General features: G+C 69.1%; 22 protein-coding genes. 10 read left to right on the plus strand and 12 right to left on the minus strand.

The annotated features are described in order from the left end of the window. Nucleotide 1: 1 nt before the first annotated feature. Nucleotides 2-991, plus strand: a complete 990-nt coding sequence (hemB, locus tag ACM2ZB_RS16240; protein ID WP_416056213.1) for a porphobilinogen synthase — start codon at nucleotides 2-4, stop codon at nucleotides 989-991. 33 nt (nucleotides 992-1,024) lie between these two features. Then, the gene (locus ACM2ZB_RS16245; RefSeq protein ID WP_416056214.1) at nucleotides 1,025-1,294 is read left to right on the plus strand and encodes an SHOCT domain-containing protein; all 270 of its coding nucleotides are present in this window, start codon (nucleotides 1,025-1,027) and stop codon (nucleotides 1,292-1,294) included. A gap of 186 nt (nucleotides 1,295-1,480) precedes the next feature. On the opposite strand, the gene ACM2ZB_RS16250 is transcribed toward ACM2ZB_RS16245, so the two are convergent. Beyond that, the gene (locus ACM2ZB_RS16250; protein ID WP_416058566.1) at nucleotides 1,481-2,344 is read right to left on the minus strand and encodes a TolB family protein; all 864 of its coding nucleotides are present in this window, start codon (nucleotides 2,342-2,344) and stop codon (nucleotides 1,481-1,483) included. Nucleotides 2,345-2,392: 48 nt separating this feature from the next. On the opposite strand from ACM2ZB_RS16250, the gene aroE reads away from it, so the two are divergent. The 3 genes from aroE to dinG all read left to right on the plus strand — a co-directional run bounded on the left by aroE (nucleotide 2,393) and on the right by dinG (nucleotide 5,853). Continuing rightward, nucleotides 2,393-3,238 (plus strand): shikimate dehydrogenase, encoded by an 846-nt coding sequence (aroE, locus tag ACM2ZB_RS16255; RefSeq protein ID WP_416056215.1) that lies wholly within the window; start codon nucleotides 2,393-2,395, stop codon nucleotides 3,236-3,238. 3 nt (nucleotides 3,239-3,241) lie between these two features. Continuing rightward, the gene (locus ACM2ZB_RS16260; RefSeq protein ID WP_416056216.1) at nucleotides 3,242-3,595 is read left to right on the plus strand and encodes a hypothetical protein; all 354 of its coding nucleotides are present in this window, start codon (nucleotides 3,242-3,244) and stop codon (nucleotides 3,593-3,595) included. Nucleotides 3,596-3,750: 155 nt separating this feature from the next. Then, a complete protein-coding gene (dinG, locus tag ACM2ZB_RS16265; RefSeq protein ID WP_283220467.1) occupies nucleotides 3,751-5,853 on the plus strand; it encodes an ATP-dependent DNA helicase DinG in 2,103 nt (700 codons plus the stop codon). A 57-nt stretch (nucleotides 5,854-5,910) separates the two neighbouring features. On the opposite strand, the gene ACM2ZB_RS16270 is transcribed toward dinG, so the two are convergent. Both ACM2ZB_RS16270 and ilvD read right to left on the minus strand, forming a co-directional pair. Next, complete coding sequence (locus ACM2ZB_RS16270; RefSeq protein ID WP_416056217.1) at nucleotides 5,911-6,522, minus strand: hypothetical protein; 612 nt, start codon at nucleotides 6,520-6,522, stop codon at nucleotides 5,911-5,913. A gap of 129 nt (nucleotides 6,523-6,651) precedes the next feature. Then, nucleotides 6,652-8,490 (minus strand): dihydroxy-acid dehydratase, encoded by a 1,839-nt coding sequence (gene ilvD / locus ACM2ZB_RS16275; protein ID WP_416056218.1) that lies wholly within the window; start codon nucleotides 8,488-8,490, stop codon nucleotides 6,652-6,654. A 450-nt stretch (nucleotides 8,491-8,940) separates the two neighbouring features. Between ilvD and ACM2ZB_RS16280 the strand changes: the two genes are divergently transcribed. The 3 genes from ACM2ZB_RS16280 to ACM2ZB_RS16290 are packed head-to-tail and all read left to right on the plus strand — an operon-like array spanning nucleotide 8,941 to nucleotide 11,355. Then, the gene (locus ACM2ZB_RS16280) at nucleotides 8,941-9,510 is read left to right on the plus strand and encodes a DUF1190 domain-containing protein (RefSeq protein WP_313436800.1); all 570 of its coding nucleotides are present in this window, start codon (nucleotides 8,941-8,943) and stop codon (nucleotides 9,508-9,510) included. A 7-nt stretch (nucleotides 9,511-9,517) separates the two neighbouring features. Beyond that, the gene (locus ACM2ZB_RS16285) at nucleotides 9,518-10,696 is read left to right on the plus strand and encodes a glutathionylspermidine synthase family protein (protein WP_416056219.1); all 1,179 of its coding nucleotides are present in this window, start codon (nucleotides 9,518-9,520) and stop codon (nucleotides 10,694-10,696) included. Further along, nucleotides 10,696-11,355, plus strand: coding sequence for a hypothetical protein (locus tag ACM2ZB_RS16290; RefSeq protein ID WP_416056220.1), 660 nt, complete (start codon nucleotides 10,696-10,698; stop codon nucleotides 11,353-11,355). The genes ACM2ZB_RS16285 and ACM2ZB_RS16290 overlap by 1 nt, the downstream gene beginning before the upstream one ends. A gap of 82 nt (nucleotides 11,356-11,437) precedes the next feature. Here ACM2ZB_RS16290 and ACM2ZB_RS16295 read toward each other — a convergent pair whose 3' ends face one another. From ACM2ZB_RS16295 to ACM2ZB_RS16335, 9 genes are all read right to left on the minus strand, one after another. Further along, nucleotides 11,438-12,736, minus strand: a complete 1,299-nt coding sequence (locus ACM2ZB_RS16295) for a DUF58 domain-containing protein (RefSeq protein WP_313436807.1) — start codon at nucleotides 12,734-12,736, stop codon at nucleotides 11,438-11,440. Beyond that, nucleotides 12,733-13,719, minus strand: coding sequence for a MoxR family ATPase (locus tag ACM2ZB_RS16300; RefSeq protein ID WP_313436809.1), 987 nt, complete (start codon nucleotides 13,717-13,719; stop codon nucleotides 12,733-12,735). The genes ACM2ZB_RS16295 and ACM2ZB_RS16300 overlap by 4 nt, the downstream gene beginning before the upstream one ends. Then, nucleotides 13,716-14,906 carry a DUF4350 domain-containing protein gene (locus tag ACM2ZB_RS16305; RefSeq protein WP_313436812.1) on the minus strand — a complete coding sequence of 397 codons (1,191 nt, stop codon included), beginning with the start codon at nucleotides 14,904-14,906 and terminating at the stop codon, nucleotides 13,716-13,718. The genes ACM2ZB_RS16300 and ACM2ZB_RS16305 overlap by 4 nt, the downstream gene beginning before the upstream one ends. Further along, the gene (locus ACM2ZB_RS16310) at nucleotides 14,903-16,543 is read right to left on the minus strand and encodes a DUF4129 domain-containing protein (RefSeq protein WP_416056221.1); all 1,641 of its coding nucleotides are present in this window, start codon (nucleotides 16,541-16,543) and stop codon (nucleotides 14,903-14,905) included. Before ACM2ZB_RS16310 ends, ACM2ZB_RS16305 begins: the two co-directional genes overlap by 4 nt. Then, the gene (locus ACM2ZB_RS16315) at nucleotides 16,533-17,525 is read right to left on the minus strand and encodes a stage II sporulation protein M (protein ID WP_313436818.1); all 993 of its coding nucleotides are present in this window, start codon (nucleotides 17,523-17,525) and stop codon (nucleotides 16,533-16,535) included. Before ACM2ZB_RS16315 ends, ACM2ZB_RS16310 begins: the two co-directional genes overlap by 11 nt. Continuing rightward, nucleotides 17,522-18,211 carry an RDD family protein gene (locus ACM2ZB_RS16320; RefSeq protein ID WP_416056222.1) on the minus strand — a complete coding sequence of 230 codons (690 nt, stop codon included), beginning with the start codon at nucleotides 18,209-18,211 and terminating at the stop codon, nucleotides 17,522-17,524. The genes ACM2ZB_RS16315 and ACM2ZB_RS16320 overlap by 4 nt, the downstream gene beginning before the upstream one ends. 123 nt (nucleotides 18,212-18,334) lie before the next feature. Further along, nucleotides 18,335-18,865, minus strand: coding sequence for a gamma carbonic anhydrase family protein (locus ACM2ZB_RS16325; protein ID WP_416056223.1), 531 nt, complete (start codon nucleotides 18,863-18,865; stop codon nucleotides 18,335-18,337). A gap of 203 nt (nucleotides 18,866-19,068) precedes the next feature. Beyond that, the gene (mnmG, locus tag ACM2ZB_RS16330; protein WP_416056224.1) at nucleotides 19,069-20,958 is read right to left on the minus strand and encodes a tRNA uridine-5-carboxymethylaminomethyl(34) synthesis enzyme MnmG; all 1,890 of its coding nucleotides are present in this window, start codon (nucleotides 20,956-20,958) and stop codon (nucleotides 19,069-19,071) included. 567 nt (nucleotides 20,959-21,525) lie between these two features. Beyond that, complete coding sequence (locus tag ACM2ZB_RS16335; protein WP_416056225.1) at nucleotides 21,526-22,026, minus strand: hypothetical protein; 501 nt, start codon at nucleotides 22,024-22,026, stop codon at nucleotides 21,526-21,528. Between the two features lie 157 nt (nucleotides 22,027-22,183). Here ACM2ZB_RS16335 and ACM2ZB_RS16340 point away from each other — a divergent pair, with 157 nt between their 5' ends. Both ACM2ZB_RS16340 and ACM2ZB_RS16345 read left to right on the plus strand, forming a co-directional pair. Next, on the plus strand, nucleotides 22,184-23,146 hold the full coding sequence (locus tag ACM2ZB_RS16340; protein ID WP_416056226.1) for a pyridoxal-phosphate dependent enzyme: 963 nt from the start codon (nucleotides 22,184-22,186) through the stop codon (nucleotides 23,144-23,146). Then, nucleotides 23,131-23,775 (plus strand): YdcF family protein, encoded by a 645-nt coding sequence (locus ACM2ZB_RS16345; protein ID WP_313437187.1) that lies wholly within the window; start codon nucleotides 23,131-23,133, stop codon nucleotides 23,773-23,775. Before ACM2ZB_RS16340 ends, ACM2ZB_RS16345 begins: the two co-directional genes overlap by 16 nt. Nucleotides 23,776-23,800 lie beyond the last annotated feature (25 nt).

Consider the following 23,800-nt stretch of genomic DNA (forward strand, 5'->3'; position numbering starts at 1 on the left):
CATGCCTCATCCCCATTACCGCCCGCGGCGCATGCGCCATGACGAGTTCTCGCGCCGGTTGATGCGCGAGAACACGCTCACCACCGACGATCTGATCTACCCGGTGTTCGTGCACGAACTGGCGGGCCGCACCGCGGTGCCGTCCATGCCCGGCGTGGAGCGCCTGTCCATCGAGGAACTGCTGAAGGTGGCCGAAGAGGCGCTGGAACTGGGCATCCCGGTGATCGACCTGTTCCCGGTGATCGACAGCTCGCAGAAGTCGCTGGATGCATCGGCTGCCTGGGCCGAGGACGGCCTGGCGCAGCGTGCCATCCGCGCGCTGAAGAGCCGCTTCCCGGAACTGGGGGTGATGACCGACGTGGCGCTGGACCCGTACACCACCCATGGCCAGGACGGCATCATCGATGACAAGGGCTATGTGCTCAACGACATCACCGTCGAGGCGCTGGTCAAGCAGTCGCTGTCGCATGCCGAAGCCGGCGCGGACATCATTTCGCCCTCGGACATGATGGACGGCCGTATCGGTGCGATCCGCCGCGCGCTGGATGCCGACCACCACCTCAACGTGCGCATCATGGCCTACTCGGCCAAGTACGCCTCGGCGTTCTACGGCCCGTTCCGTGATGCGGTGGGCAGCGCCGGCAGCCTCGGCAAGGCCGACAAGAAGACCTACCAGATGGATCCGGCCAACGGCGACGAGGCCCTGCGCGAGATCGCGCTGGACCTGGAAGAGGGCGCGGACATGGTGATGGTCAAGCCGGGCATGCCCTACCTGGACCTGGTGCGCCGGGTGAAGGAGAAGTTCGGCGTGCCGACCTTCGCCTACCAGGTCAGCGGCGAGTACGCGATGATGAAGGCCGCCTTCGCCAACGGTTGGCTGGACGAACGCGCCTGCGTGATGGAATCGCTGCTGGGCTTCAAGCGGGCCGGCGCCGATGGCGTGCTGACCTATTTCGCGCCGCAGGTGGCGCGTTGGCTGCGCGAGCGCTGACAATAGCGCTCACGACGGACGGAGGAACGCGCGATGGGACCGGAAATGGGATGGATGCAATGGCTGATCTGGGGCACCGGCACGCTGGTGTTCGGCGCCATCATCGTCGGCGTGTTCATTGCCGCCTGGCGTGCCAGCCGGCGCCCGCCGGAGCAGCTCTCCGCCGCCGCCCACGTCGCCCGTGAGCAGGCCCTGCCGGAGAGCGTGCAGGCCGAACTGGCCGCGCTGAACCGCCGCAAGGACAACGGCCAGCTGAGCGAAGTGGAGTACGAGAAGCAGCGCGCGCAGGTGTTGGCGCGCTGAGCGGCAATGCCCGGGGTCGGATCCCTTTCCGCAGGAAAGGGCTCTGACCCCTACGCGGGCTGCATCCACGCATGGCGTGGATCTACTGCTTCGCGGGCTGCATCCACGCATGGCGTGGATCTACAAAGCGGGTTCCGGTAGATCCACGCCATGCGTGGATGGATGCCGGGCAACCCGCATCCCCCGTTACCCGCCGCACCCGGCCACGGCCGCCACCTTCGGCACGGCCAGCCGGTACACATCCACGCCACCGGCGCGCGGTGCCTTCGCGGCACGGCTGGCCACCATCATTTCGCCAGGCTTCGCGTTGTCGACCACCGGCGCGCCGGTCCAGCCACCGGTCTGGTTGAACGACAGCCCCAGCGTCTGCAGCGCCGCCCCGGTCCAGGCGCAGGCGCTGGTCATCACCTGCGAGGCATCGCCGTTGCCACGGCTGAACACCACCGCGCCGTCGCTGCCCAGCCAATCTCCATCGGTCTCGTCAGCGGCCGTGTTGAGGGCGGCCAGCGCCACGGCAACACCGCGCACGCCCTGCGCATCCAGCGGCGCCACGAACAGGTCCCAGCCTGCGCCGCGCCCCTGGTCCTGCGCGAACAGCAGCCGCCGCCCATCGGCGCTCAGGGCCGGGCCGCGCTGCGGGCGGTCGCCCCCGGCACTGGCCAGCCTCTGTGCCCGGCCCACACTGCCATCGGCGGCCACCGCCGCGCGGTACAGCGCCCATTTGCCCTCGCGGCCGGCGGCGAACAGCAGCCAGTGGCCATCGCGGCTGAAGTACGGGTCCAGCGCCTCACCGGCCACCTCCACCGGCAGGGCCTGAGCCTGCTGCCAGCGGCCATCGACGACCCGTGCCTGCCACAGGCCCCAGCCCGCCTCGCCGCGGCGGGCGAAGATGATGCGCTGGCCGTCGGCACTGATCGTGGCCCGGCCCTCATCGGCACGGGTGGACACCACCCCCATGCCTTCGATGCCGTACTCGTTCAACGCCATCGCCACGGGGGCAGAGAGTAGACTGGCGGCCAGCACCAGCAGGGTCGGGGTGATGCGCATCAGCCGGGTCCATGCACGAAAGAGCACCAGTCTAGCCAGCTTGAGGATTCCATGACCGACCGTTACGCCGTCTTCGGACACCCCGTCGCCCACTCGAAGTCGCCGCTGATCCACGCGACGTTCGGTCGCCAGGAAGGCATCAGCATTGACTACCGTGCGATCGACCTGGCCCCGGACGCCTTCCTGGCCGGGCTGGAAGCTTTCGCCGCCGAAGGCGGTGTCGGCGCCAACGTCACCTCCCCGCACAAGGAAGCCGCGTTTTCCGCGTGCACCACGCTGACCGCCCGCGCGCGCCGCGCCGGTTCGGTCAACACGCTGCTGCGCAAGGGCGACCGCTGGCACGGCGACACCACCGATGGCATCGGCCTGGTGCGCGACCTGACCGACCGCCACGGCCTGGACCTGCGCGGCCGCCGCGTGCTGCTGATCGGTGCCGGTGGTTCGGCGCGCAGCGTGGCCCCGGCCCTGCTCGATGCCGGCATCACCGAACTGGTGGTGGTCAACCGCACGCCGGAACGCGCCGACGAACTGATCGATGCGATGGGCGAACCGGGCCGCGCACTCAGCCGCTACTGGGAAGACCTGCGCGATCTGGGCGATTTCGAACTGATCCTCAACGCCACCTCGGCCGGCCGCGACCGCGATGTGGAATTCAAGCTGCCGCTGTCGCTGGTCAACTCGATGACCACCGCCGTGGACCTCAACTATGGCGAGGCCGCCATCGCCTTCCTGGCCTGGGCGCGCGCGGCCAACTGCCGCAATACCGTTGATGGCCTGGGCATGCTGGTCGAGCAGGCGGCCGAGAGCTTCCTGCAGTGGCATGGCGTGCGCCCGCAGACCGACGAGGTCTACAAGCAGCTGCGCGCCGGTGCCGGCGTCTTCGCCGGGCAGGACTGATCGATGGACGGCACCACCCTGCTGTTGACGGTGCTGAGCATGGTGGGCGTGCGCCTGCCGGTGCTGATCGCGCTGTGTGTCGGCCTGGTCTGGGTCGTGGGCGCGCCGCGCGATGCCACCCGTACCGGCGCCCTGGTCGGCCTGCTGCTGCTGATGTTGGCCAGCCTGGGCGGCATGGCTGCCGGACTGCTTCCGATGTGGATGGTCAGCAGCGGCGATTTCAGTGGCGTTTCCAAGATCAGCGCGATCCTGGGCGTGCTGCACTTCCTGCTGGCGATGGTCGACGCGGTGGGCGTGGTCCTGCTGGTCTGGGCGCTGGTGCGCCTGCTGCGGCAGCGTGCCACCCCGGCGCAGTAGCATCCCACTGACGGTCCTGGACCGTCGCGGCAGGGCGCTCGCAGGTGCATACGGTCTGCGGGCGTCGTCGCTGGCCCGTTCAGGGTGACAGCCGCAGGGAACCGGGCCGGCCATGCGACAATGGCCGGCCTGATCCAGCCACGGTAGTTCCCGGCGTGACCGAAACCGTCGCCGCCCCGCGCAAGCTCGATGACGCCTTGAAGGACGCGATCCGCAAGGCGTATACGACGCTGCAGGCCAATACCCCCGGCTTCTCCACCCGCCGCTCGCAGAGCCAGATGATCGGCGTGGTGTCGCGTGCGCTGTCCACCAGCGGTGGCGTGGGCGTGGTCGAGGCACCGACCGGCGTCGGCAAGAGTCTGGGGTATCTCACCGCGGGCGTGCCCATCGCGCTGGCCAGCAAGAAGAAGCTGGTCATCAGCACCGGCACCGTGGCCCTGCAGTCGCAGCTGGTCGAGCGCGATATTCCCAATTTCCTCAAAGCCACCGGCCTGGAAGCGACCGTGGCGCTGGCCAAGGGCCGCACCCGCTACCTGTGCACGCGCAACGCCGCCGAAGCGCAGGGTGAGGGCGCGCAGGGCGGCATGTTCGAAGACGAAGCGCCGCTGTACGACCGGCCGCTGGCGCCCATCGAAATGGATATCGCCAAGCGCCTGTCCGATGCCTTCACCAGTGGTACGTGGGATGGCGACATCGACAACGCGCCGGAAACCATCAGCCCCGGCCTGCGCAGCCGCATCACCACGCCTGCCTCGGCATGTGCCGGCCGCCGCTGTGCATATTCGGCGCAGTGCGCAGTGCTGCGCTCACGCAACACCGTGCGCGATGCGCAGATCGTGGTGACCAACCACGCGCTGCTGCTGTCGGCGCTGTCCATTGGTGACAGCGACAACGGCCAGCCGATGATCGCCGCGCCCTCGGACATGCTGCTGGTGCTGGACGAAGGCCACCACATCGGCAACGTGGCCATCGACCAGGGCGCGGCCAGCCTGGCCCTGGACGAGATGGCCAAGCGCACCGGGCGCCTGCAGATCCTGATTGCCGGCGCCTACCGCGCGGTCGACAAGGACCGCCTGGGCAACCTGCTGCCGAACGAGGCCATCGATGTGGCCAGCAACGTGGCCAAGCAGCTGCGTGCCTTCCGCGACCACGTCGAGGCGGTGTGGATGCCGGCCCCGGCCGATGAAGATCCCATGTGGCGCGCCGCCAACGGGCGCCTGCCCGAGGCCTGGCGCGAGCCCATCGAAGCGCTGGCCGACGATACCCGCAGCCTCTACAACTGGGCCCACGCCGCCAACGCACAGGTGGCCAAGGGCAAGCCGGACGACGCCGCCCGCGAGCGCCTGCAGCGCAACCTCGGCATGGCGCTGGAAATGATCGAGCAGCAGTACAACCTGTGGCAGGCCTGGCGCCGCGAGGACAAGGACGGTGCGCCGCCCACCGCGCGCTGGGTCACCGCCACCCGTGATGGCGACCTGGTGCTGCATGGCTCGCCGGTGTCGGCCGCGCACGTGCTGCGCAAGCTGCTGTGGGATGAAGTGGATTCGGTGGTGATGACCTCGGCCACGCTCACCGGCGGCGGCGACTTCCAGTCGCTGGCCATCGACAACGGCATTCCGCCGGAAGCGGAAATGGTTTCGCTGGCCTCGCCCTTCGACCTGCCCAACCAGGCCGAGCTGATCGTGCCGAAGTTCCCGGTCACCCCGGATGACCGCGAAGGCCATCCGCGCGAAGTGGCGCGTTACCTCGACCAGGAGCTGGACTGGGCCAAGGGCTCGATGGTGCTGTTCACCTCGCGCTGGAAGATGGAGAAGGTGGCCGGCTTGATGTCGGCTGCACGACGCAAGCAGGTGCTGGTGCAGGGCGACATGTCCAAGACCCGGCTGATCGACGAACACCTGCGCCGCGTCGCTGCCGGCGAAGGCTCGGTGCTGTTCGGCCTGAACTCCTTCGGCGAAGGCCTGGACCTGCCCGGCGAAGCCTGCACCACGGTGGTCATCACCCAGGTGCCATTCGCGGTGCCGACCGACCCGCAGACCGCCACCCTGAGCGAATGGGTGGAAGCGCGCGGCATGAACGCCTTCAACCTGATCGCCATCCCGCACGCGCTGCGCACGCTCACCCAGTTCGCCGGCCGCCTGATCCGCACGTCCACCGACACCGGTCGCGTGGTCATCCTCGACTCGCGCCTGCTGACCCGCCGCTACGGCAAGCGCATCATCGACGCGCTGCCGCCGTTCAAGCGCGTGATCGGCTGAGCAGGGGTCAGATCCCTTCCGCAGGAAGGGCTCTGACCCCCGCAAGCACGCCCACCCTCAACCGCCTTCCGGCTTCCGGCACACGGTTCCATACGCTTCCAGATAGGGCTTGCCGAAGCAGCGCCGCAAGCCGTCGAGCACATCGAGGTTCGGCGGCCAGGCGACATCGACCTTCTGCCCGCCGGCGGTGGTGAAGTGGAAACGACCGTCCTTGATGTTCTGCGCCATTTCCGGCGGCGACGGCAGTGCGACCAACCGCGCACGCGCGTCTTCCAGACCCCGACGGTCCTGGCGCAGGAAAGCGACCATCCCATCCACGTAGGCATTCCAGTAGCCGGGATCACCCTGGCCAGCAGGCTTGCGGCTGCGCTCCATCAGTGCAATCGCCTGTTCGGTCTGCCCCAGCTCCGCACGCATCTGGCCTTCGTGCCAGGTAATGATCGTTCTGCCTGCGGCCTTGGGCTGCACCGCATACGCCGCCAGCAGGTCGGCGGCCTCGCGCTGGCAGCCGCGGTCGGCCAGGGGGCGCCAGCCACCTTCCAGGTCCTGGTCGAACGCATCCGGCTCCATCGCCAGCATGGCATCGCGGTCGTAGCTGCAGTCCGGCGCCTTCGGCGGTTCCGGTGCCGCGCCCAGCGCAGCGGCAAGGGCAATGGAAAGCAACGTCATCACAACCTCCGTGTTGGTGTTGCGTCCTACCTTACCGGGGTCAGAGCCCTTTCTGCGAAAGGGATCCGACCCCCTGCCGCGATCCGGGGTCAGATCCCTTCCGCAGGAAGGGCTCTGACCCCAGCACCATCAATCGCCCAGCAGAGCGGTGTTGCGCACCGCGCCCTTGTCGGCGCTGGTGGCCAGCAGGGCGTAAGCCTTCAGTGCGCTGGTGACCTTGCGCGGGCGCGCTTCACGCGGCTTCCAGCCACGCGCATCAGCGGCGGCGCGGCGCTGGGCCAGGGTGGCGTCGTCCAGCAGCAGGTCGATGCGGCGGGCGGGGATGTCGATGCGAATGCGGTCGCCATCTTCCACCAGGCCGATGGTGCCGCCGCTGGCGGCTTCCGGCGAGACGTGGCCGATCGACAGGCCCGACGTGCCGCCGGAAAAACGACCATCGGTCAGCAGCGCGCACTGCTTGCCCAGCCCCTTCGATTTCAGATAGCTGGTGGGGTAGAGCATTTCCTGCATGCCCGGGCCGCCCTTCGGGCCTTCGTAGCGGATGACCACCACGTCGCCGGGCTGCACTTTGTCGGCGAGGATGCCGGCCACGGCCGCGTCCTGGCTTTCAAACACGCGCGCGCGGCCTTCGAACACGTGGATGGATTCATCCACGCCGGCGGTCTTCACCACGCAGCCATCAACGGCCAGGTTGCCGCGCAGCACGGCCAGGCCGCCTTCGGCGGAGTAAGCGTGTTCGACGCTGCGGATGCAGCCTTCGGTGCGGTCCACGTCCAGCGTGGGCCAGCGCGTGGCCTGGCTGAAAGCCACCTGGGTGGGAATGCCGGCCGGTCCGGCACGGAAGAAGTCGTGCACGCTGGATTCGCCGCTGACCGCCACGTCCCAGCGCTCGATGGCATCGGCCAGGGTGCGGCTGTGCACGGTCGGCACCGTGGTATCCAGCAGGCCGCCGCGCGCCAGTTCGCCCAGGATGCCGTACACGCCGCCCGCGCGGTGCACGTCTTCCATGTGGTACTTCGGCGTGTTCGGCGCGACCTTGCACAGCTGCGGCACGCGCCGCGACAGCGCGTCGATGTGGGTCAGGTCGAAGTCCACTTCGGCTTCCTGCGCCGCGGCCAGCAGGTGCAGGATGGTGTTGGTGGAACCGCCCATGGCGATGTCCAGGGTCATCGCATTGGCGAACGCGGCCTGGGTGGCGATGCCACGCGGTAGCGCGCTTGCTTCTTCGCCGCCGTACCAGCGGTGGCACAGTTCGACAATCAGGCGGCCGGCGCGCAGGAACAGCTGTTCGCGGTCGGCATGGGTGGCCAGGGTCGAACCGTTGCCGGGCAGCGAGAGGCCCAGCGCTTCGGTCAGGCAGTTCATCGAGTTGGCGGTGAACATGCCCGAGCAGGAACCGCAGGTGGGGCACGCGCTGCGCTCGAACTCGGCCACTTTCTCGTCGCTGGCGTTTTCGTCGGCGGCGATGACCATCGCATCGACCAGGTCCAGCTTGTGCTCGGACAGGCTGGTCTTGCCGGCTTCCATCGGGCCGCCGGAGACGAACACCACCGGGATGTTGAGGCGCAGTGCGGCCATCAGCATGCCGGGGGTGATCTTGTCGCAGTTGGAAATGCACACCAGCGCGTCGGCGCAGTGCGCGTTGACCATGTATTCGACCGAGTCGGCGATGATCTCGCGGCTGGGCAGCGAATACAGCATGCCGTCGTGGCCCATGGCGATGCCGTCGTCTACGGCGATCGTGTTGAATTCCTTGGCGACGCCGCCGACCTTCTCGATCTCGCGCGCGACCAGCTGGCCGAGGTCCTTCAGGTGCACGTGGCCGGGCACGAACTGGGTGAAGGAGTTGGCGATGGCGATGATCGGCTTGTGGAAGTCGCCATCCTTCATGCCGGTGGCGCGCCACAGGGCGCGGGCGCCGGCCATGTTGCGGCCGGCGGTGGAGGTGCGGGAGCGGTATTCAGGCATGGCTGGCGGAACGGGCGGGCCGTACAACGTGGGGGTCGGTCGATCATGGCGGAGTTTTTCGGTTGCTGCTGCAACCACCGAAGGTGGTCCGGCAGGGCTTGCAGCCCTGCACCCGCCGAATCAACCTCAACGTCAAAAGCGGGGTATCCGTGGGATGGCGGGGTGGGTCCGGCTGCGGGGGACGGCGCAAGTAGGTCCATGTAGCCTCGGTCGCGCCATCCATGGCGCTCACGCCCCCGCAACCGGACCCACCCCGCCTTCGACAGTTGGCCGTGATCTGCCGGGCGATGCGGGGTCGGATCCCGTTGCTGCGCAACGGGCTCCGACCCCAGGTTCGTGATCAGGCTGGCGAAAATGAAAGTCCGTTCATCTTTCCCACTTTGCCGATTCCGGTTGTTGGTGTGAATTTGGCATCATTGGGGCATTGATCCGACCCCGAGGCATGACGCCATGAAGCGTTCCCGCACCACCGCGCTGCTGTTGATGAGCGCCGCACCGCTGCTGTTCACCGCTTGCCAGAAGGAAGAGCAGGTGCAGGTGCAGGAAGGGCTGTACACCTCCGTGCAGGCCTGCACCGAGGCGACGGGCGATCCGTCCTCGTGCCGCAATGCCTTTGCCGAGGCCCAGCAGAAGGCCGCCGATGCGGCGCCGAAGTACGCCAGCAAGGAAGCCTGCGAGAAGGACTACAAGCCGGAACAGTGCGTGCAGCAGCACACCTCGGCCGGTACTTCCTTCATCGGCCCGATGATGATGGGCTTCTTCATGTCGCAGATGCTGAGCAACCGCGGCGGCCTGGCCCCGCAGGCGCCGGCGTCGGCCCCGGCCTACCAGGACAAGAACGCTGGTTGGGCGCGCCCGGCCCCGGGCGGCACCGGTGGCATGAACACCGCCAGCGGCATCGGCGCGGGCAAGGCCGGCCTGGCCCCGGTCAGCAGCGAGCCGAACCGCGCTGTCACCGCCAGCCGCAGCGGCTTCGGCAGCACCAGCGCCCGCCGCAGCGGCAGCAGCTTCGGCGGCTGATCGACCCATGCAGCGAATTCGCATTGCCGAGCGCGCCCAGTGGCGGGCGCGCGCGGAGGAAGCCGGTTTCCGCTTCCACACCATCGACGGCCAGCCCTACTGGGATGAAAGCGCGTACTACGCCTTCACCCTGCGCCAGATCGAACAGGACATCGAAGACCCCAGCGCCGAGCTGCACCAGATGGCGCTGGACCTGGTCGGCGATGTCATCGGCAGCGAGCGGCTGATGGACCAGCTGGCGATCCCCGCGCAGTACCGCGACTGGATCGCCGACAGCTGGCGCCAGCGCCAGCCGCACCTGTACGGGCGCCTGGACCTGGCCTACGACGGTACCGGCCCGGCCAAGCTGTACGAACTGAATTACGACACACCCACCTCGCTGTTCGAGGCCAGCTTCTTCCAGTGGCAGTGGCTGGAAGACCAGCGCAATGCCGGCCGCCTGCCGCAGCACGCCGACCAGTTCAATGGCATGCACGAGGCACTGGTCGAGCGCTTCGGCGAACTGGCCGGGCAGTTGCCGCCGCCGTTGTTCTTCAGCGCGGTGGGCAGTTCCGAAGAAGACCGCGGCACGGTCGATTACCTGCGCGATTGCGCGTCGCAGGCCGGCCTGCATGGCCAGGCCATCGCCATCGAGGATATCGGCCTGTCCGAGGACGGTCGCTTCACCGCGCTGGATGACACGGTGATCGGCACGCTGTTCAAGCTGTACCCGCTGGAAGACCTGATGGCCGAGGAATTCGGTCGCGCGCTGCCCGGTTCGGGCATCCAGCTGCTGGAACCGGCGTGGAAGGCGGTGCTGAGCAACAAGGGCATCCTGCCGCTGCTGTGGCAGCGCAACGTGGGCCACCCGAACCTGCTGGAAGCGCACTTCGATGATGGCAGCGCGCTGGCCTCGGGCTGGGTGCGCAAGCCGCTGTTCTCGCGCGAAGGCGCCAACATCGAGATGCACCTGGCCGATGGCAGCACCCAGCGCAGCGACGGCCCCTACGATGGCCCGGCGATCATCCAGCGTGCGCATCCGCTCACCCGCTTCGAAGGCGGTTACCCGCTGGTCGGCAGCTGGGTGATCGGTGACCGTGCCTGCGGCATCGGCATCCGCGAAGACGACAGCGCGATCACCCGCGACAGCGCGCGCTTCGTGCCGCACGCGATCGTGGACGAGGCGCCGACGCGGATCTACGTCTGATGGCGGTGCGGCGCGACCGCACCGCGCGGCGTGCAGCGCCGCCGGGTCGCCATCGGGATGATGGCCATGCCCTGTGGCGCTATGCCGACCGGGTGGCGGTGCGCTGCCACCGCTGTGATACGCCCGGCTGGGTGATCGGCCCCACCGATTCGCGGCGCTTCCGTTGCCTGGGGTGCAGCGAAGCACTGGACGGCGGTTGCGGCTGCAGTTGCTGCAGGCCCGCTGTCTGGGTGGGGCCGGTGCGCTACAGCGGCTACCGGCCGTGTGGCTACTGCGGCCACAAGTGGGTAAGCGCTGAAGTGCACCGTGCACGCGCGACGGCGCCGCTGCGGACGGTGGCGGCGGATTGCAGCCAGTGCGGCCGCAGCAGTGAGGTGGACGTGACCCTGTCGCGATGGCGTGGCAACGAAGCCATCGACCCCGATTTCGGCCTGCCGCTGTGGTTGGTGGAGAAGACCGCTGCCGGTCTGCTGTGGGCGTACAACGCCGAGCACCTGCAGGCGCTGCACGACTACGCCACGGCCACGCTGCGCGAAGGCAGCGGGCACCATCGCTCGATGTTCTCGCGCCTGCCACAGTGGATGAAGCTGGCCCGCAACCGGGTGCTGCTGCAGCGCGCGGTGGAGCGGTTGCAGCGGCGGTTGCTGGGCGAGCGCTGATACGGCAGCCGAGCGTGGGCTCGGCTCTACAGGACAACACGTGTAGAGCCGAGCCCATGCTCGGCTCCGGTCAAGCGCAGGGCTACAGCAGCCCTTCGCGCTTCACCGCCAGATACCGTTCCACCAGCGCGGCGGGCAGGGCTTCGGCGGTCACGTCCAGCACCATCACCTTTTCCGCGCGCAGTGCGTCGTGCGCCTTCGCGCGCTGCTGCAGGTACAGCGCGGCGGCGCCGGCCTGGGCGGCGTCTTCCAGCGTGTGCACCTCGCCTTCCAGGGCCATGTCCAGTTCTCGTTCGCGCAGGCTGGCCACGCATACCAGATGGCGGCGCTGCAGCAGGCGCACGGCCGCCAGCAGGTCTTCGATGTCTTCGTCGCGCACGTTGCTGACCAGCATCACCAGCGCGCGCCGGCGCTGGCGCAGCGAGACTTCGGTGGCGGCCGCCAGGTAGTCGGTGGCCACGGCCTGCGGTTGCAGGTCATAGCTGGCGCGCAGCAGGTGTTCCACCGTGCCCATGCCGCGCTGCGGTGCCACCCAGCGTCGCTCGCCGCCCACGGCGAACAGGCCGGCGGCATCGCCCTGGCGCAGGGCCAGGTAGGCCACCACCAGCGACGCGTTCAAGGCATGGTCGAAGTGCGAAAGGCCGCCTTCGCTGGCCAGCATGCGGCGGCCGCTGTCGAGCATCAGCAGCAGCTGCTGGTTCTTCTCATCCTGGTACTCGCGCGAAATCAGCTTGCGGGCGCGGGCAGTGGCCTTCCAGTCGAGCTGGCGCAGGCTGTCGCCGATGCGGTACTCGCGCATCTGGTGGAAGTCGGTGCCTTCGCCGCGGCGGCGCTTCACGTGCGCGCCCACCAGCCGTGAGGCCTGGTCGGCACTGAACAGCGCGAAACGGGTGAGCGGCACGAAGTTGGGATACACGCGCACGTCCAGCGCCGGCGGCAGCGTGCGCTGCTGCCACCACAGCCGCCACGGTGAACGGATGCGCAGCTGCACGCCTTCGAAGCGGAAGCGGCCGCGCTGCTGCGGCTGCACGTGGTAGTGCAGGGTGCTGGCGGTGCCGGCACGCAGCTGCACGCGCTGCGGCAGGTCGTCCAGTGGCCAGCCGCCGGGTACCAGATCGAACACCTGCACCTGCATCGCGCGGTCGCACAGCAGGCGCAGGCCGATCTCGCGGCGCACGCCCAGCGCCAGTGCTTCGGGCACGTCGCGCTGCACCTGCGGCGAGCGGCGTCGCGCCTGCCGCCAGGCATCGGCCAATGCCAGCACCGCCACCAGCGCGCCGGCCGCGGGCCAGCTCCAGAACGGCAGCCAGCCGTGCAGCATCACGCCTCCCAGCGCAGCCCAGGCCAACAGCACTGCCAGCAGCAGCGGCGCAGGCCTCATCGGCGTGGTGCTTCCACCTTGGCCAGCAGGGCGCCCAGCACATCGTCCGGGCCCTGGCCTTCAATCTGCAGTTCCGGTGCCAGCGCGATGCGGTGGCGCAGGGCCGGGCGAGCGATGTCGCGCACGTCGTCGGGAGTGACGAAATCGCGGCCGGCCAGCACCGCCTGCGCGCGCGCGGCACGCACCAGCGCGATGCTGCCACGCGGGCCGGCACCGACGGCGATGCCCGGCCACTGCCGGGTGGCGGCCACGATGCGCACGGCATAGTCGATCACTTCGTCATCGACGGTGATCGCCGCGGTGGCCTGCTGCAGCGCCAGCAGTTCGCCGGCGCCGAGCACGCGCGGCACCTGGCTCAGGTCGAAATCGCTGGCGGCGCGGCCCTGGGTGATGGCCGCGACCATGCGCTTTTCATCGTCCAGCTGCGGGTAGTCGATCAGCACCTTCAGCAGGAAACGATCCAGCTGCGCTTCCGGCAGCGGGTAAGTGCCTTCCTGCTCCAGCGGGTTCTGCGTGGCCAGGGCCATGAACGGCGGGGCCAGGGTGAAGGCCTTGCCTTCGATGGTCACCTGGCCTTCCTGCATCACTTCCAGCAGGGCCGACTGGGTCTTGGCCGGGGCGCGGTTGATTTCATCGGCCAGCAGCAGGTTGGTGAACACCGGGCCGCGGCGGATCTTGAAGCTCTCGCTCTTGGGGTCGTACACCGCGTGGCCGCTGACATCGCTGGGCATCAGGTCGGGGGTGAACTGCACACGCCCGTAGTCCAGCTCCAGCGCCTGTGCCAGCGCACGCACCAGCAGGGTCTTGCCCAGCCCGGGTACGCCTTCGATCAGCACGTGGCCACCGGCCAGCAGCGCCACCAGGATCTGGTCGAGCACATCGGCCTGGCCGATGAAGGCACGGCCGACCGCATCGCGGATCGCATCGACGCGTTCGATCAGGCGGGCGGCAGTGGCCGCCGGAAGCTCAGGGGCATCGGTCATAGCAGGGATCTCATCTGGAGCAGCAAGCGGATGCGCTCGCGCAGGGCGGAGGAATCGTGCGGCGAAGGAGGGGTGAGTGCGGTGGCCACGCGGCTGGCCGGCCACTGCAGCACGGCGGCGATGGCCTGGTCGCGGGCGGCGCCTTCCAGTGCGGCGGCCACCGGTGCGCGCAGGCGCAGGCGGTGCAGGAACAGCGCCTGCACCGCGTGGTACAGCCGTGCGCCATCGCCGAAGCGCAGCAGCAGTTCGCCACTGGCGCGCACGTGTTCCAGCAGCGAACGGCGTTCAACCACCGGCGAAGGCAGCAGGCTGCCAAAGCGCTGCGCGCGTGCCCACAGGACACCGGCCAGGGCCAGCAGGAAGGGAATCCAGACCGGCCAGCCCTGGTAGAAGACGGTGGCCAGCAGCGACGGCGGGCGGCTGCCATAGACCAGCCAGACGGTGCCGCGGCCGTAGTTGGGCGCCAGCAGATAGCGGCTCAGGTCGCGATGGGAAAGATCATGCAGGCCATCGCGTTGCGGCAGATCGCTGGCCACCACGCGGCGCCGGATCAGCGTGCCGCTGCCTTCGTTGCGCATGAAATCCATGTCCGCCAGCACGTCGATGCGGCCCTTGCCGTGGCGCAGCCGCGCGAACACCAGGCCCTCATCACCGCCCCAGCGGCGTTCGGCATTGGCATCGGCCTGGAAGCCCAGGCTGAAGCGGCGCCCGCGGCAGAACTCCACATGGTTGGGGTCGTCCACCACGTGGAAACGCTGGCACTTGCTTTCATGGAACAGGCTGTCCACGCCGATGCGGTCCAGCAGCGGGCCCTGGGTGGTGGTGGCCTTGTCCTCGCCCGGCGGCCGCGTGCGCACCAGCAGGTGGCCACCGCCATCGACCCAGTCCAGCAGCTGCTGGACCGTGCTCGGCGACAGGTCGGTGGTGTCCTTCAGCAGCACCAGCGTATCGCCGGCCGCCAGCGGCATCTTCGGCAGGTCCAGGCGCTGCCGCGTCTGCACCTCGATGCCATCGGTGCGCAGTGCCTGCCCCAGCACGTACAGCGCGTTGTAGCTGGCCTCGCCCTGCGGCGGCAGCACGATGGTTTCGGTCACCCGCTCGTGCGTGCGCAGGAACAGGATGGTCAGCGGCACGCCCAGCACCACCACGGCGCCCAGCAGCAGGGACCAGATCAGACGCGGGCTCATGCCTTCCACCCGAACTGCTGGCGCAGGGTCGTGGCAAGCGCATCGAATTCATCGCGTGCGGGCAGGCGGCCACCGTAGGCGGCGTACTGCCACATGCGCACGATGCGCGCGAACAGGTCGCGGTCGGCCGCTTCGGGCATGCGCCGCGATGCACGCAGGCACTGTGCTTCGGTCGCACCGGGCGGCAGGGCGATGCCGGTGCGCTCCATCAGGGTGCGAACGCTGGCGCGGTACAGCAGGGCCAGCGCCTGGCGCGGGCGGCCCTGGTCCCACAGCAGGCCGGCCTGGGTGGCCACGTCCGGTGGCAGCACCACCGGTACCTCCACGGTTTCTTCCTGCACCTGCGGCGCGTCCTTGCGGCGGCGTCGGCCGGTGCCACGCAGCCACGGCCACCACAGCCGTGCAGTCAGCAGCAGGACCATCACCAGCACGCCCAGTGCGGCCCACAGGCCCCATTCGGCCAGGCGCGCAATCCACTGCTGGGCCGACCTGCGCTTGCCGCTGACATCTTCAGGCTTGCTGTCCTTGTCCAGCGCCTTCTCTTCCTTCTTCGTGTCGGCCACATCCTCGATGCGCTTCCACTCCGATACCTGCCGCACCGGCCGCTGCAGGGGATCCTCATAGGCACGGTTCACCGCCTGGCGGAAGCCGGCGGTGTCCACCGGTTCATCGCCGAAGATGCCGGCGGCGGTATTGGCCGGGTCGTTGGCCGCGTTGGCGCTGTCGTCTTCCCCGCCTGCTGCGCGATCCGCCGCTTCCTGGTCCTGAACGCCCTGCCAGGCCTCATCGGCGGCGCGTTCGGCCTCGCTGGCGTCCTGTGCGTGGGCAGGTGCCAGCGGCAGCACCAGGCACAGCAGCAGCGCCAGCGTGGATGCGGCCGGCAGCAGGCGTTCGCGCAGGCGGCGCAGGGCGATTTCCACGTCCCAGGCTTCCATCTGGGTGCGCCGGTTGAGGTACAGGCCGAAGCCGGCACCGACGTAGAACGGTCCTATCAGGGCGCCGGCCAGCCAGCACAGCAGGTTCAGCGCCAGCTTGGCCCACGGTGGGGTTTCAACGCTCACCATGGCCCAGGCGGCGCGCCAGGAATCGGGCAGCAGTTCCAGCGGAATGAAGAGGAAGACCGACGCGATCGCACCCAGTACCAGTACCAGTTCGAAGACCATGCAGATCACGGTCAGTGCCATCGCCGATCCGCCGGCACCGGCCACCACCGCACGCCGGCGCGGCCCACGCTGCGCGGGGACATTGCCCTCCAGCAGGTTGACCGGCAGGCAGACGCTGCGCAGGGCGCTGAAGCGGCGCCAGCCCAGGTAGCCCCAGAAGCCGGTGCCGCCCCATTGCCGTTGCGCGGCCAGCGCGGCGCGCGCGCCCACCTGTTCGCCGAAGATGCCGCGGGAGAGCACGTACAGCGGTGCGCGTTCGAACAACGGCTTGCACCACCACATCGCCAGCCAGGCCCAGACGAAGCCGTCCAGCCACCACGCCAGAGCGTTGAACAGCACGAACAGCGGCGCGCTGGCCAGCAGCCAGCTGCCCCACACCGCGCGGGCGTGGCGGCGCACCAGGGCGCTGCCCAGCTCCATCGCTTCCCAGCCGCTGCGCGCGCGCAGGGCCACGTCCAGCTGGTCAATCCGCATGGCTGCCCCCGCGTCCGCCGCGCCACAGCCACAGCAGTACCCCGGCCCACAGCACACCGGCCACGCTGTACTTGCCCCAGGCGGGAATCTGCGCGATCGACGACCAGAAGGCTTCCACGAACGCCGCCACCAGCAGCATGAAGGCCACGCCCAGGCACAGGCGCGCGCCGATGCGGCCGCCTTCCACCAGCGCATCCAGGCGACGGCGGCGGCCGGGTGCCAGCAGCTTCATGCCCAGCTGCAGGCCGGCGCCGCCAGCGATCACGATGGCGGTCAGCTCGAAGGCGGCATGGCCGACCACGAAGCGCCAGAACGGATCACCACTGCCGACGTTCTGCAGGTGGCCGGCCACTGCGCCCATGGTGATGCCGTTGAACAGCAGCACGAACAGCGTGCCCACGCCGGCCAGCAGGCCGCTGGCGAAGGTGCGCAGGGCGATGCTGATGTTGTTCATGATGTAGTAGCCGAACATCATCCAGTCGGTGCCGCTGTCGCGGCCCAGGCGCTCGGCCGCCGGGTTGTACATGCGTTCCATCTCGGCGATCTGGTCGCTGCTCATCAGCAGGTGCACGGTGTCCGGGAACAGCTGCACCATCGCGAAGCAGCCCAGGGCCGGCAGCGCGAACACCGCCAGTGCCGCCCACATGCTGCGTGCCTGGCTGCGCACCAGCATCGGGAAGTCGGCCACCAGGAATTCCAGCGCGCGCCGCCAGCGCACCGGCGGCGTGCGGTACAGCACGCTGTGGCCCTGCTGCATCAGCTGCTGCAGGCGCTGCACCAGCTGCGGGCTGTAGCCGCGCTCGCGTGCCAGCGCCAGCTGCTGGCACAGGCGGCGGTAGCGCTGCGGAAACGCGGCATCGCCACTGTCGGTTGCGGCGGCCTTGCGCCGGCTGCGGCGCGATGCATCGGCGCGGTGGTGCAGCCACAGCTCCAGGTCATGCCATTCCTGCTGGTGGCGGGCGACGAACTGTTCCTGCCTCATCGGCGCCCCAGCAGCCAGTTGGCCATCGCGTACAGGCGCAGCACGCCCACCTGGCCGGACGCCTGGGTCAACGGCTCGGCGATCGCGGCCAGTTCCTGCTGGCGCGGTGCGGACAGGCGTGGTGCGCGCTCGGCAAAGGCCATCACCGCGGCCTGTTCCTGCGGGCGCAGCGGCTGCGGCGGCGCCAGCACGCTGTCGATGGTGGTGGGCGGCAGCAGGTAGCGCAGGGGCTCATGCACCACCACGGTGCCGGCCACCAGGTCGCCCAGGCGGCGCCCGTGCGGATCGAACAGGCTGCTGAGCAGGCCCAGCGCGTAGCCGAACGGCAGCATGTCCACCGTGCGCAGCAGGTTGCGGGTGATCGATGCCATCCAGCCCACCGGCGCGCCATCGCGCGACAGCACGCGCAGGCCCAGCGCACGTTTGCCCAGGGTGCGGCCCCACAGCGCTTCGCAGACGATGGGGTAGGCCCACATCAGCAGGAACATCAGGGCCAGGTACAGGCCCTGGCCGAACTTTTCGAGCAGGGCCAGCGGGATGCTCAGGATCATCAGCGACCCCATGCGGATCGCCAGGTCGATCATCCAGGCCAGCGCACGTGGCATCGGCCCGGCGGTGGGCAGCTGCAGCGGCACGCCTTCGGGCGTTACCACCTCGCGGTAGGTATCGAGCATGGGCGCGGCCATCAGTGCGACGGCCGGCAATGTGGGCGCTGGAGTCCTCTCCGGCGTGCTGCCACAGGCATGGGGGTCTCGACGGTTCCTGGTCGGGCCCCGACTTTAGCAGAGCACGGCGACCGGCGACGCGGGTCAGCCCAGGTATTCGTTCTTCAGCCGCACGTAGTGGTCGGCCGAATAGTGCAGCGCTTCGATTTCCTTGTCGCTGAGCGTGCGTGCCGGGCGTGCGGGGTTGCCCACCCACAGCTCGCCTTCGCCCACCACCTTGCCGGGGCCGACGACAGCACCGGCGCCGACGAAGCCGTGGCGCTCGACCCGGGCGCCATCGAGGATGCAGGCGCCCATGCCGATCAGGCTGTAATCGCCAATGGTGCAGGCATGGATGATGCAGCCGTGGCCGACGGTCACGCCTTCGCCGATCAGGGTCGGGTAGCCGGCCTTGTTGTACGGGCTGTGGTGGCTGACGTGGATGATGGTGCCGTCCTGCACGTTGGTGCGCGCACCGATGCGGACGAAATTGACGTCGCCACGGATGACCGTGCCCGGCCAGACCGACACATCCTCGGCCAGCTCGACATCGCCGATGATCGTGCAGGCCGGGTCGATGTACACGCGCTCACCCAGGACGGGCATCTTGTCGCGGAAGGGGCGCAGGGGGTTCATCGCGGTCTCCAGGTGGGGCGAACACGAAGATGATACGCGGCAGAGGCATTGGTAGCGCCGGGCCATGCCCGGCGGCTGTTCGCGTGCCGCTACGCTCGCCGGGCATGGCCCGGCGCTACCCCTGATGCGCGTTACGCCACACGGCCGCGTGCAGAGTTCCAGTAGATCCACGCCATGCGTGGATGGCGCCACCTGGCAGCGCGTTACGCCACGCGGCCGCGGCGGGCGCGCTCCAGGTGCACCAGCAGCAGCGAGATCGCGGCCGGGGTCATGCCGGGAATGCGCTGCGCCTGGCCGATGGTCTGCGGGCGCACGCGTTCCAGCTTCTGCAGCACTTCGGCCGACAGCCCACGCACGCTGGCGTAGTCGAAGCCTTCGGCAATCGGGGTCGCTTCGTGGCGCTGCTGGCGCTCGATCTCGTCGCGCTGGCGGTCCAGGTAGCCGGCGTACTTCACGCCGATCTCCACCTGCTCGGCCACCTTGGCATCGGCCACGGCCGGGCCCAGCGACGGCACCTGCATCAGCTGCGCGTAATCCAGTTCCGGGCGCTTGATCAGATCCAGCACGTTGGTTTCGCGGCTGACCGCTACGCCCAGCGTTTCCTGCACTTCGCGGCCCAACGCATTGGCCGGGGTCGCCCACAGCGCCGCCAGGCGCGTGCGCTCGGCGGCGACGGCGGCCTGCTTGGTTTCGAACGCGCTCCAGCGGCGGTCATCGACCAGGCCCATCTCGCGGCCAGCCGGGGTCAGGCGCTGGTCGGCGTTGTCCTCGCGCAGCTGCAGGCGGTACTCGGCGCGGCTGGTGAACATGCGGTACGGCTCGTTGGTGCCGTGGGTGATCAGGTCATCCACCAGCACGCCCAGGTACGCTTCGTCGCGGCGCGGGCACCAGCCGTCCAGCCCACGCACCTGGCGCGCGGCGTTCAGGCCGGCCAGCAGGCCCTGTGCGGCGGCTTCCTCATAACCGGTGGTGCCGTTGATCTGGCCGGCGAAGAACAGGCCGTTGACCAGCTTGGTTTCCAGCGAAGCCTTCAGCCCGCGCGGATCGAAGAAATCGTATTCGATGGCGTAGCCGGGGCGGGTGATGTGCGCGTTCTGGAAGCCACGGATGCTGCGCACCATCTCCAGCTGCACGTCGAAGGGCAGCGAGGTGGAGATGCCGTTGGGGTAGATCTCGACGATGCCCAGGCCTTCGGGTTCGACGAAGATCTGGTGGCTGGCCTTTTCGGCGAAGCGCACCACCTTGTCTTCGATGGACGGGCAGTAGCGCGGGCCGATGCCCTCGATCTGGCCGCTGTACAGCGGCGAGCGGTGCAGGGCATCGCGGATGATCTGGTGGGTCTGTCCGGTGGTGTGGGTGATCCAGCAGCTGACCTGCTGCGGATGCTCGTCCACCGAGCCGAGGAAGGACATCACCGGGCGCGGCGTGTCGCCGGGCTGCTCGTCCATCACGCTGTAATCCAGCGAACGGCCATCGATGCGCGGCGGCGTGCCGGTTTTCAGGCGGTCGACCTGGAACGGGCGCTCGCGCAGGCGTGCGGCCAGCGTGGTTGCCGGCGGGTCACCCATGCGGCCGGCGGCGTACTGTGTCGGGCCGACGTGGATCTTGCCGGCCAGGAAGGTGCCGGCGGTCAGCACCACCGCCTCGGCATCGAAACGCAGGCCGGTCTGGGTGATGACCCCGCGCACGGCGTCGCCTTCGATCACCAGGTCATCAACGGCCGCCTGGAACACGGTCAGGTTGTCCTGGCCTTCGACAATGGCGCGGATCGCCATGCGGTACAGGTTGCGGTCGGCCTGGCAGCGGGTGGCCCGCACGGCCGGGCCCTTGGACGCGTTGAGGGTGCGCCACTGGATGCCGGCGCGGTCGGCGGCATGCGCCATCGCACCGCCCAGGGCGTCGATCTCCTTCACCAGGTGGCCCTTGCCGATGCCACCGATGGCCGGGTTGCAGCTCATCGCGCCCACGGTTTCGATGTTGTGGGTCAGCAGGAGGGTGCGCACGCCGGTACGGGCCGCGGCCAGCGCGGCCTCGGTGCCGGCGTGGCCACCGCCGATGACGATGACGTCGTAACGATGGAAGGACTGGGTCATGGGAGCAGGTCAGCAGGGGACGGGCGCGGCCTGGGGCGGCGCCGGGGTGGCGATTTTAGCGCCATTCGGAGGGGGGCGACCGGCCCGGATCGGGGCCGGGATGAAATCCACCCTAAAGTTGGCAGGATTTTTGCAGATAACCCAATAGCACCCACCGTGGCTGGCGCCGTAGGCGCCCGTGACCGGAATTGGAACAGGGGCCGGTACAGGTGCACGGTGGGGAAGCAGAGGGCCGGCAGTCGGGGGACTGTCCGGCCCTGTTTTTTTGGGTGGTTTGCCGGGAGAGGCCCATCCACGCATGGCGTGGATCTACTGGAGCCGGCACGCAGGGCTGGATCTACTGAAGCCAAAAACAAACGGCCCCGCATCGCGGGGCCGTCTGCTTTCAGAGGTGCCGACATCCGACAGGGCCGGAACAGGGGGGATCCAGATGTTCCTGTCGGATATCGACGTAGAGCTTCACGAAGAGCTTGTTGCGACCGGCTCTTAACGTTTTTGTCACTTTGTGACGTTGGCCGTCACTGCCCGCGTAGAGTGCGGCTTGAACCGTGTGAAATGCAAGATGGATCAGGGCTCAACTGTGCGCTGCGTCGCACGATCCATGTTGCGCCAAGGGGAACTGTTCATCCTCGGCGCACGCGGGGCCGGCGCCGGGCGTGCCTGCGGCGGGGCGGACGGGCGCGCCGACGGCATGGCCGACTGCGGCGGGCGCCGCATCGAGTCCATGTTCCGCCACGGCGAACCGCCATTGTTCTGGCGCGGCGGCGGCGGCGGACGGTTCTCGCCCCCGTTGCCCGGGCGCGGCGGCGGGCGGTGGTTGTTGTGCGGCGGGCGATAGATCGGGCGCGAGTAGTACGGGTTGCCGTAATAGCCGTAGCCGTAACCGCCGCCGTAGCCACCGTAATAGGGATTGCCGTAACCGGACGGGTAGCCGTAGGGGTAGCGGTACTCGGTGGTGGGCGCACCGTGGTAATAGCCACCACTGCGTCCGCTATCGACGTAATCGTAGGTCGCGCAGCCGGTCAGGCCCAGGAACAGGCCACCAGCAAGCAACAGGCGCATTTTCATGTGGGTCCCCCCAAGGACGGGTGTGCTGCCAGCTTCATGCGTGGGCATTGAATCGCCCCTTAATCCGGCCGGTCAGGATGAATGGCGGTGAAGGCCTGCATGCTGGCATGGCCGGGGGCGTGGTCGCCAGCGCAGGGCCATACGTTAATCTTGCGTCATGAGCGATTCACTGTTGCCCCGCGCCGAAGATGTCCTGGCCGCCGCCGCGCGGATCGCGCCGCATGCCCACGTCACCCCGGTCCTGCGCTCGCACACCCTGGATGCGCTGGCCGGCGCCCAGCTGGCCTTCAAGGCCGAGCATCTGCAGCGCGGCGGTGCGTTCAAGTTCCGCGGCGCCTGCAATGCGGTGTGGTCGCTTGATGCCGACCACGCCGCGGCCGGTGTGGTTACCCATTCATCCGGCAACCACGGCGCAGCCCTGGCGCTGGCCGCGCGCACCCGGGGCATTCCCTGCCATGTGGTGGTGCCGGAAGGGGCCGTGGCCGCCAAGCTGGCCAACATCGCCCGCCATGGCGCCACCCTGTGGCGTTGCCCGCCGACCATCGCCGACCGTGAAGCGACCTGCGCCCAGGTGCAGGCCGATACCGGCGCGACCCTCGTGCACCCCTATGCCAACCCGGCCGTGATGGCCGGGCAGGGCACCGCCGCCCTGGAACTGCTGCACAGCGACGGCCCGTTCGACGTGCTGGTGGTGCCGGTGGGCGGCGGAGGCCTGGCCAGCGGCACCGCCCTGGCCCTGCAGCACGCAAGCCCGCAGACCCGACTGGTGCTGGCCGAGCCGGCCGGTGCCGACGACACCGCGCGTTCGCTGGCCGCCGGCCAGCGGCAGACCGATTTCACCCCCGACACCCTCTGCGATGGCCTGCGCACCTTGATTGGCGCACCGAACTTCCAGCTGCTGCAGGCGGCCGGGGCCGAAGTGATCGTGGTGGACGATGACGCAACCCGCGCGGCGATGCGGCTGTTGTGGGAGGTGTTGAAGCAGGTGGTGGAGCCGTCCTCGGCCACCGTGCTGGCGGCCGTGCTGGCCCAGCCGCAGCGCTTTGCCGGGCTGCGCGTGGGCCTGGTGCTGTCCGGTGGCAATGTCGATCTGCCAGCCTTGCGCTGGGGGGCGGCGTGAGCCGCGGCCGGCACCGCGCACGCACCGGCCTGCTGGGCTGGCTGTGGCGCCTGTTCGTGCTGCTGGTGATCTGGCTGCTGGGTGTGACCGCCTGGATCGTCTGGGTGGGTGAGCGTGACCAGGCCGCCAAGGCCGACGCGATCATCGTGCTGGGCGCAGCCGCTTACGACGCCAAGCCTTCGCCGGTGTTCGAAGAACGCATCCGCCATGGCCTGGATCTGTACCAGGCCGGCTATGCGCCGCTGCTGATCTTCACCGGGGGCTACGGCGGCACCGGCGCGCGCTTTTCCGAATCGCAGGTGGCGCGTCGCTACGCGCTCAAGCACGGCGTGCCCGACGACGCGATCCTGATCGAGACCGCCTCACGCAACACCGTGCAGAACCTGGTGGAAGCCAAGCGGCTGATGGAACAGCGCCAGCTGCACAGGGTCATCATCGTCAGTGACCCGCTGCACATGGCGCGCGCGCTGCGCCTGAGCCAGGCGCTGGGCATCGATGCACTGGCCTCGTCCACGCCCAGTACCCGCTTCCGCAGCTTCCACACCAGCTGGCGCTTCCTGGTACAGGAAATCTATTTCTTCCACCGCGACCTGGTGCGCCCGCCGTTGAGTTCGACGGCCAATACCTGAGCGCCGCGCGGCTGCGCTCGCCGGG

Origin of the sequence: Stenotrophomonas maltophilia, from assembly GCF_047782825.1 — a bacterium.
Lineage (GTDB): Bacteria > Pseudomonadota > Gammaproteobacteria > Xanthomonadales > Xanthomonadaceae > Stenotrophomonas.

Coding starts and splice junctions, on each gene's coding strand:
- ACM2ZB_RS16285 (WP_416056219.1), top strand. CDS start 9,518: ATGCAGCGAATTCGCATTGCCGAGCGCGCCCAGTGGCGGGCGCGCGCG.
- ACM2ZB_RS16295 (WP_313436807.1), bottom strand. CDS start 12,736: ATGAGGCCTGCGCCGCTGCTGCTGGCAGTGCTGTTGGCCTGGGCTGCG.
- ACM2ZB_RS16260 (WP_416056216.1), top strand. CDS start 3,242: ATGGACGGCACCACCCTGCTGTTGACGGTGCTGAGCATGGTGGGCGTG.
- aroE (WP_416056215.1), top strand. CDS start 2,393: ATGACCGACCGTTACGCCGTCTTCGGACACCCCGTCGCCCACTCGAAG.
- ACM2ZB_RS16290 (WP_416056220.1), top strand. CDS start 10,696: ATGGCGGTGCGGCGCGACCGCACCGCGCGGCGTGCAGCGCCGCCGGGT.
- ACM2ZB_RS16335 (WP_416056225.1), bottom strand. CDS start 22,026: ATGAAAATGCGCCTGTTGCTTGCTGGTGGCCTGTTCCTGGGCCTGACC.
- ACM2ZB_RS16315 (WP_313436818.1), bottom strand. CDS start 17,525: ATGAGGCAGGAACAGTTCGTCGCCCGCCACCAGCAGGAATGGCATGAC.
- ACM2ZB_RS16245 (WP_416056214.1), top strand. CDS start 1,025: ATGGGACCGGAAATGGGATGGATGCAATGGCTGATCTGGGGCACCGGC.
- ACM2ZB_RS16325 (WP_416056223.1), bottom strand. CDS start 18,865: ATGAACCCCCTGCGCCCCTTCCGCGACAAGATGCCCGTCCTGGGTGAG.
- ilvD (WP_416056218.1), bottom strand. CDS start 8,490: ATGCCTGAATACCGCTCCCGCACCTCCACCGCCGGCCGCAACATGGCC.
- ACM2ZB_RS16340 (WP_416056226.1), top strand. CDS start 22,184: ATGAGCGATTCACTGTTGCCCCGCGCCGAAGATGTCCTGGCCGCCGCC.
- mnmG (WP_416056224.1), bottom strand. CDS start 20,958: ATGACCCAGTCCTTCCATCGTTACGACGTCATCGTCATCGGCGGTGGC.
- ACM2ZB_RS16310 (WP_416056221.1), bottom strand. CDS start 16,543: ATGCGGATTGACCAGCTGGACGTGGCCCTGCGCGCGCGCAGCGGCTGG.
- ACM2ZB_RS16300 (WP_313436809.1), bottom strand. CDS start 13,719: ATGACCGATGCCCCTGAGCTTCCGGCGGCCACTGCCGCCCGCCTGATC.
- hemB (WP_416056213.1), top strand. CDS start 2: ATGCCTCATCCCCATTACCGCCCGCGGCGCATGCGCCATGACGAGTTC.
- ACM2ZB_RS16270 (WP_416056217.1), bottom strand. CDS start 6,522: ATGACGTTGCTTTCCATTGCCCTTGCCGCTGCGCTGGGCGCGGCACCG.
- ACM2ZB_RS16280 (WP_313436800.1), top strand. CDS start 8,941: ATGAAGCGTTCCCGCACCACCGCGCTGCTGTTGATGAGCGCCGCACCG.
- ACM2ZB_RS16305 (WP_313436812.1), bottom strand. CDS start 14,906: ATGAGCCCGCGTCTGATCTGGTCCCTGCTGCTGGGCGCCGTGGTGGTG.
- ACM2ZB_RS16320 (WP_416056222.1), bottom strand. CDS start 18,211: ATGGCCGCGCCCATGCTCGATACCTACCGCGAGGTGGTAACGCCCGAA.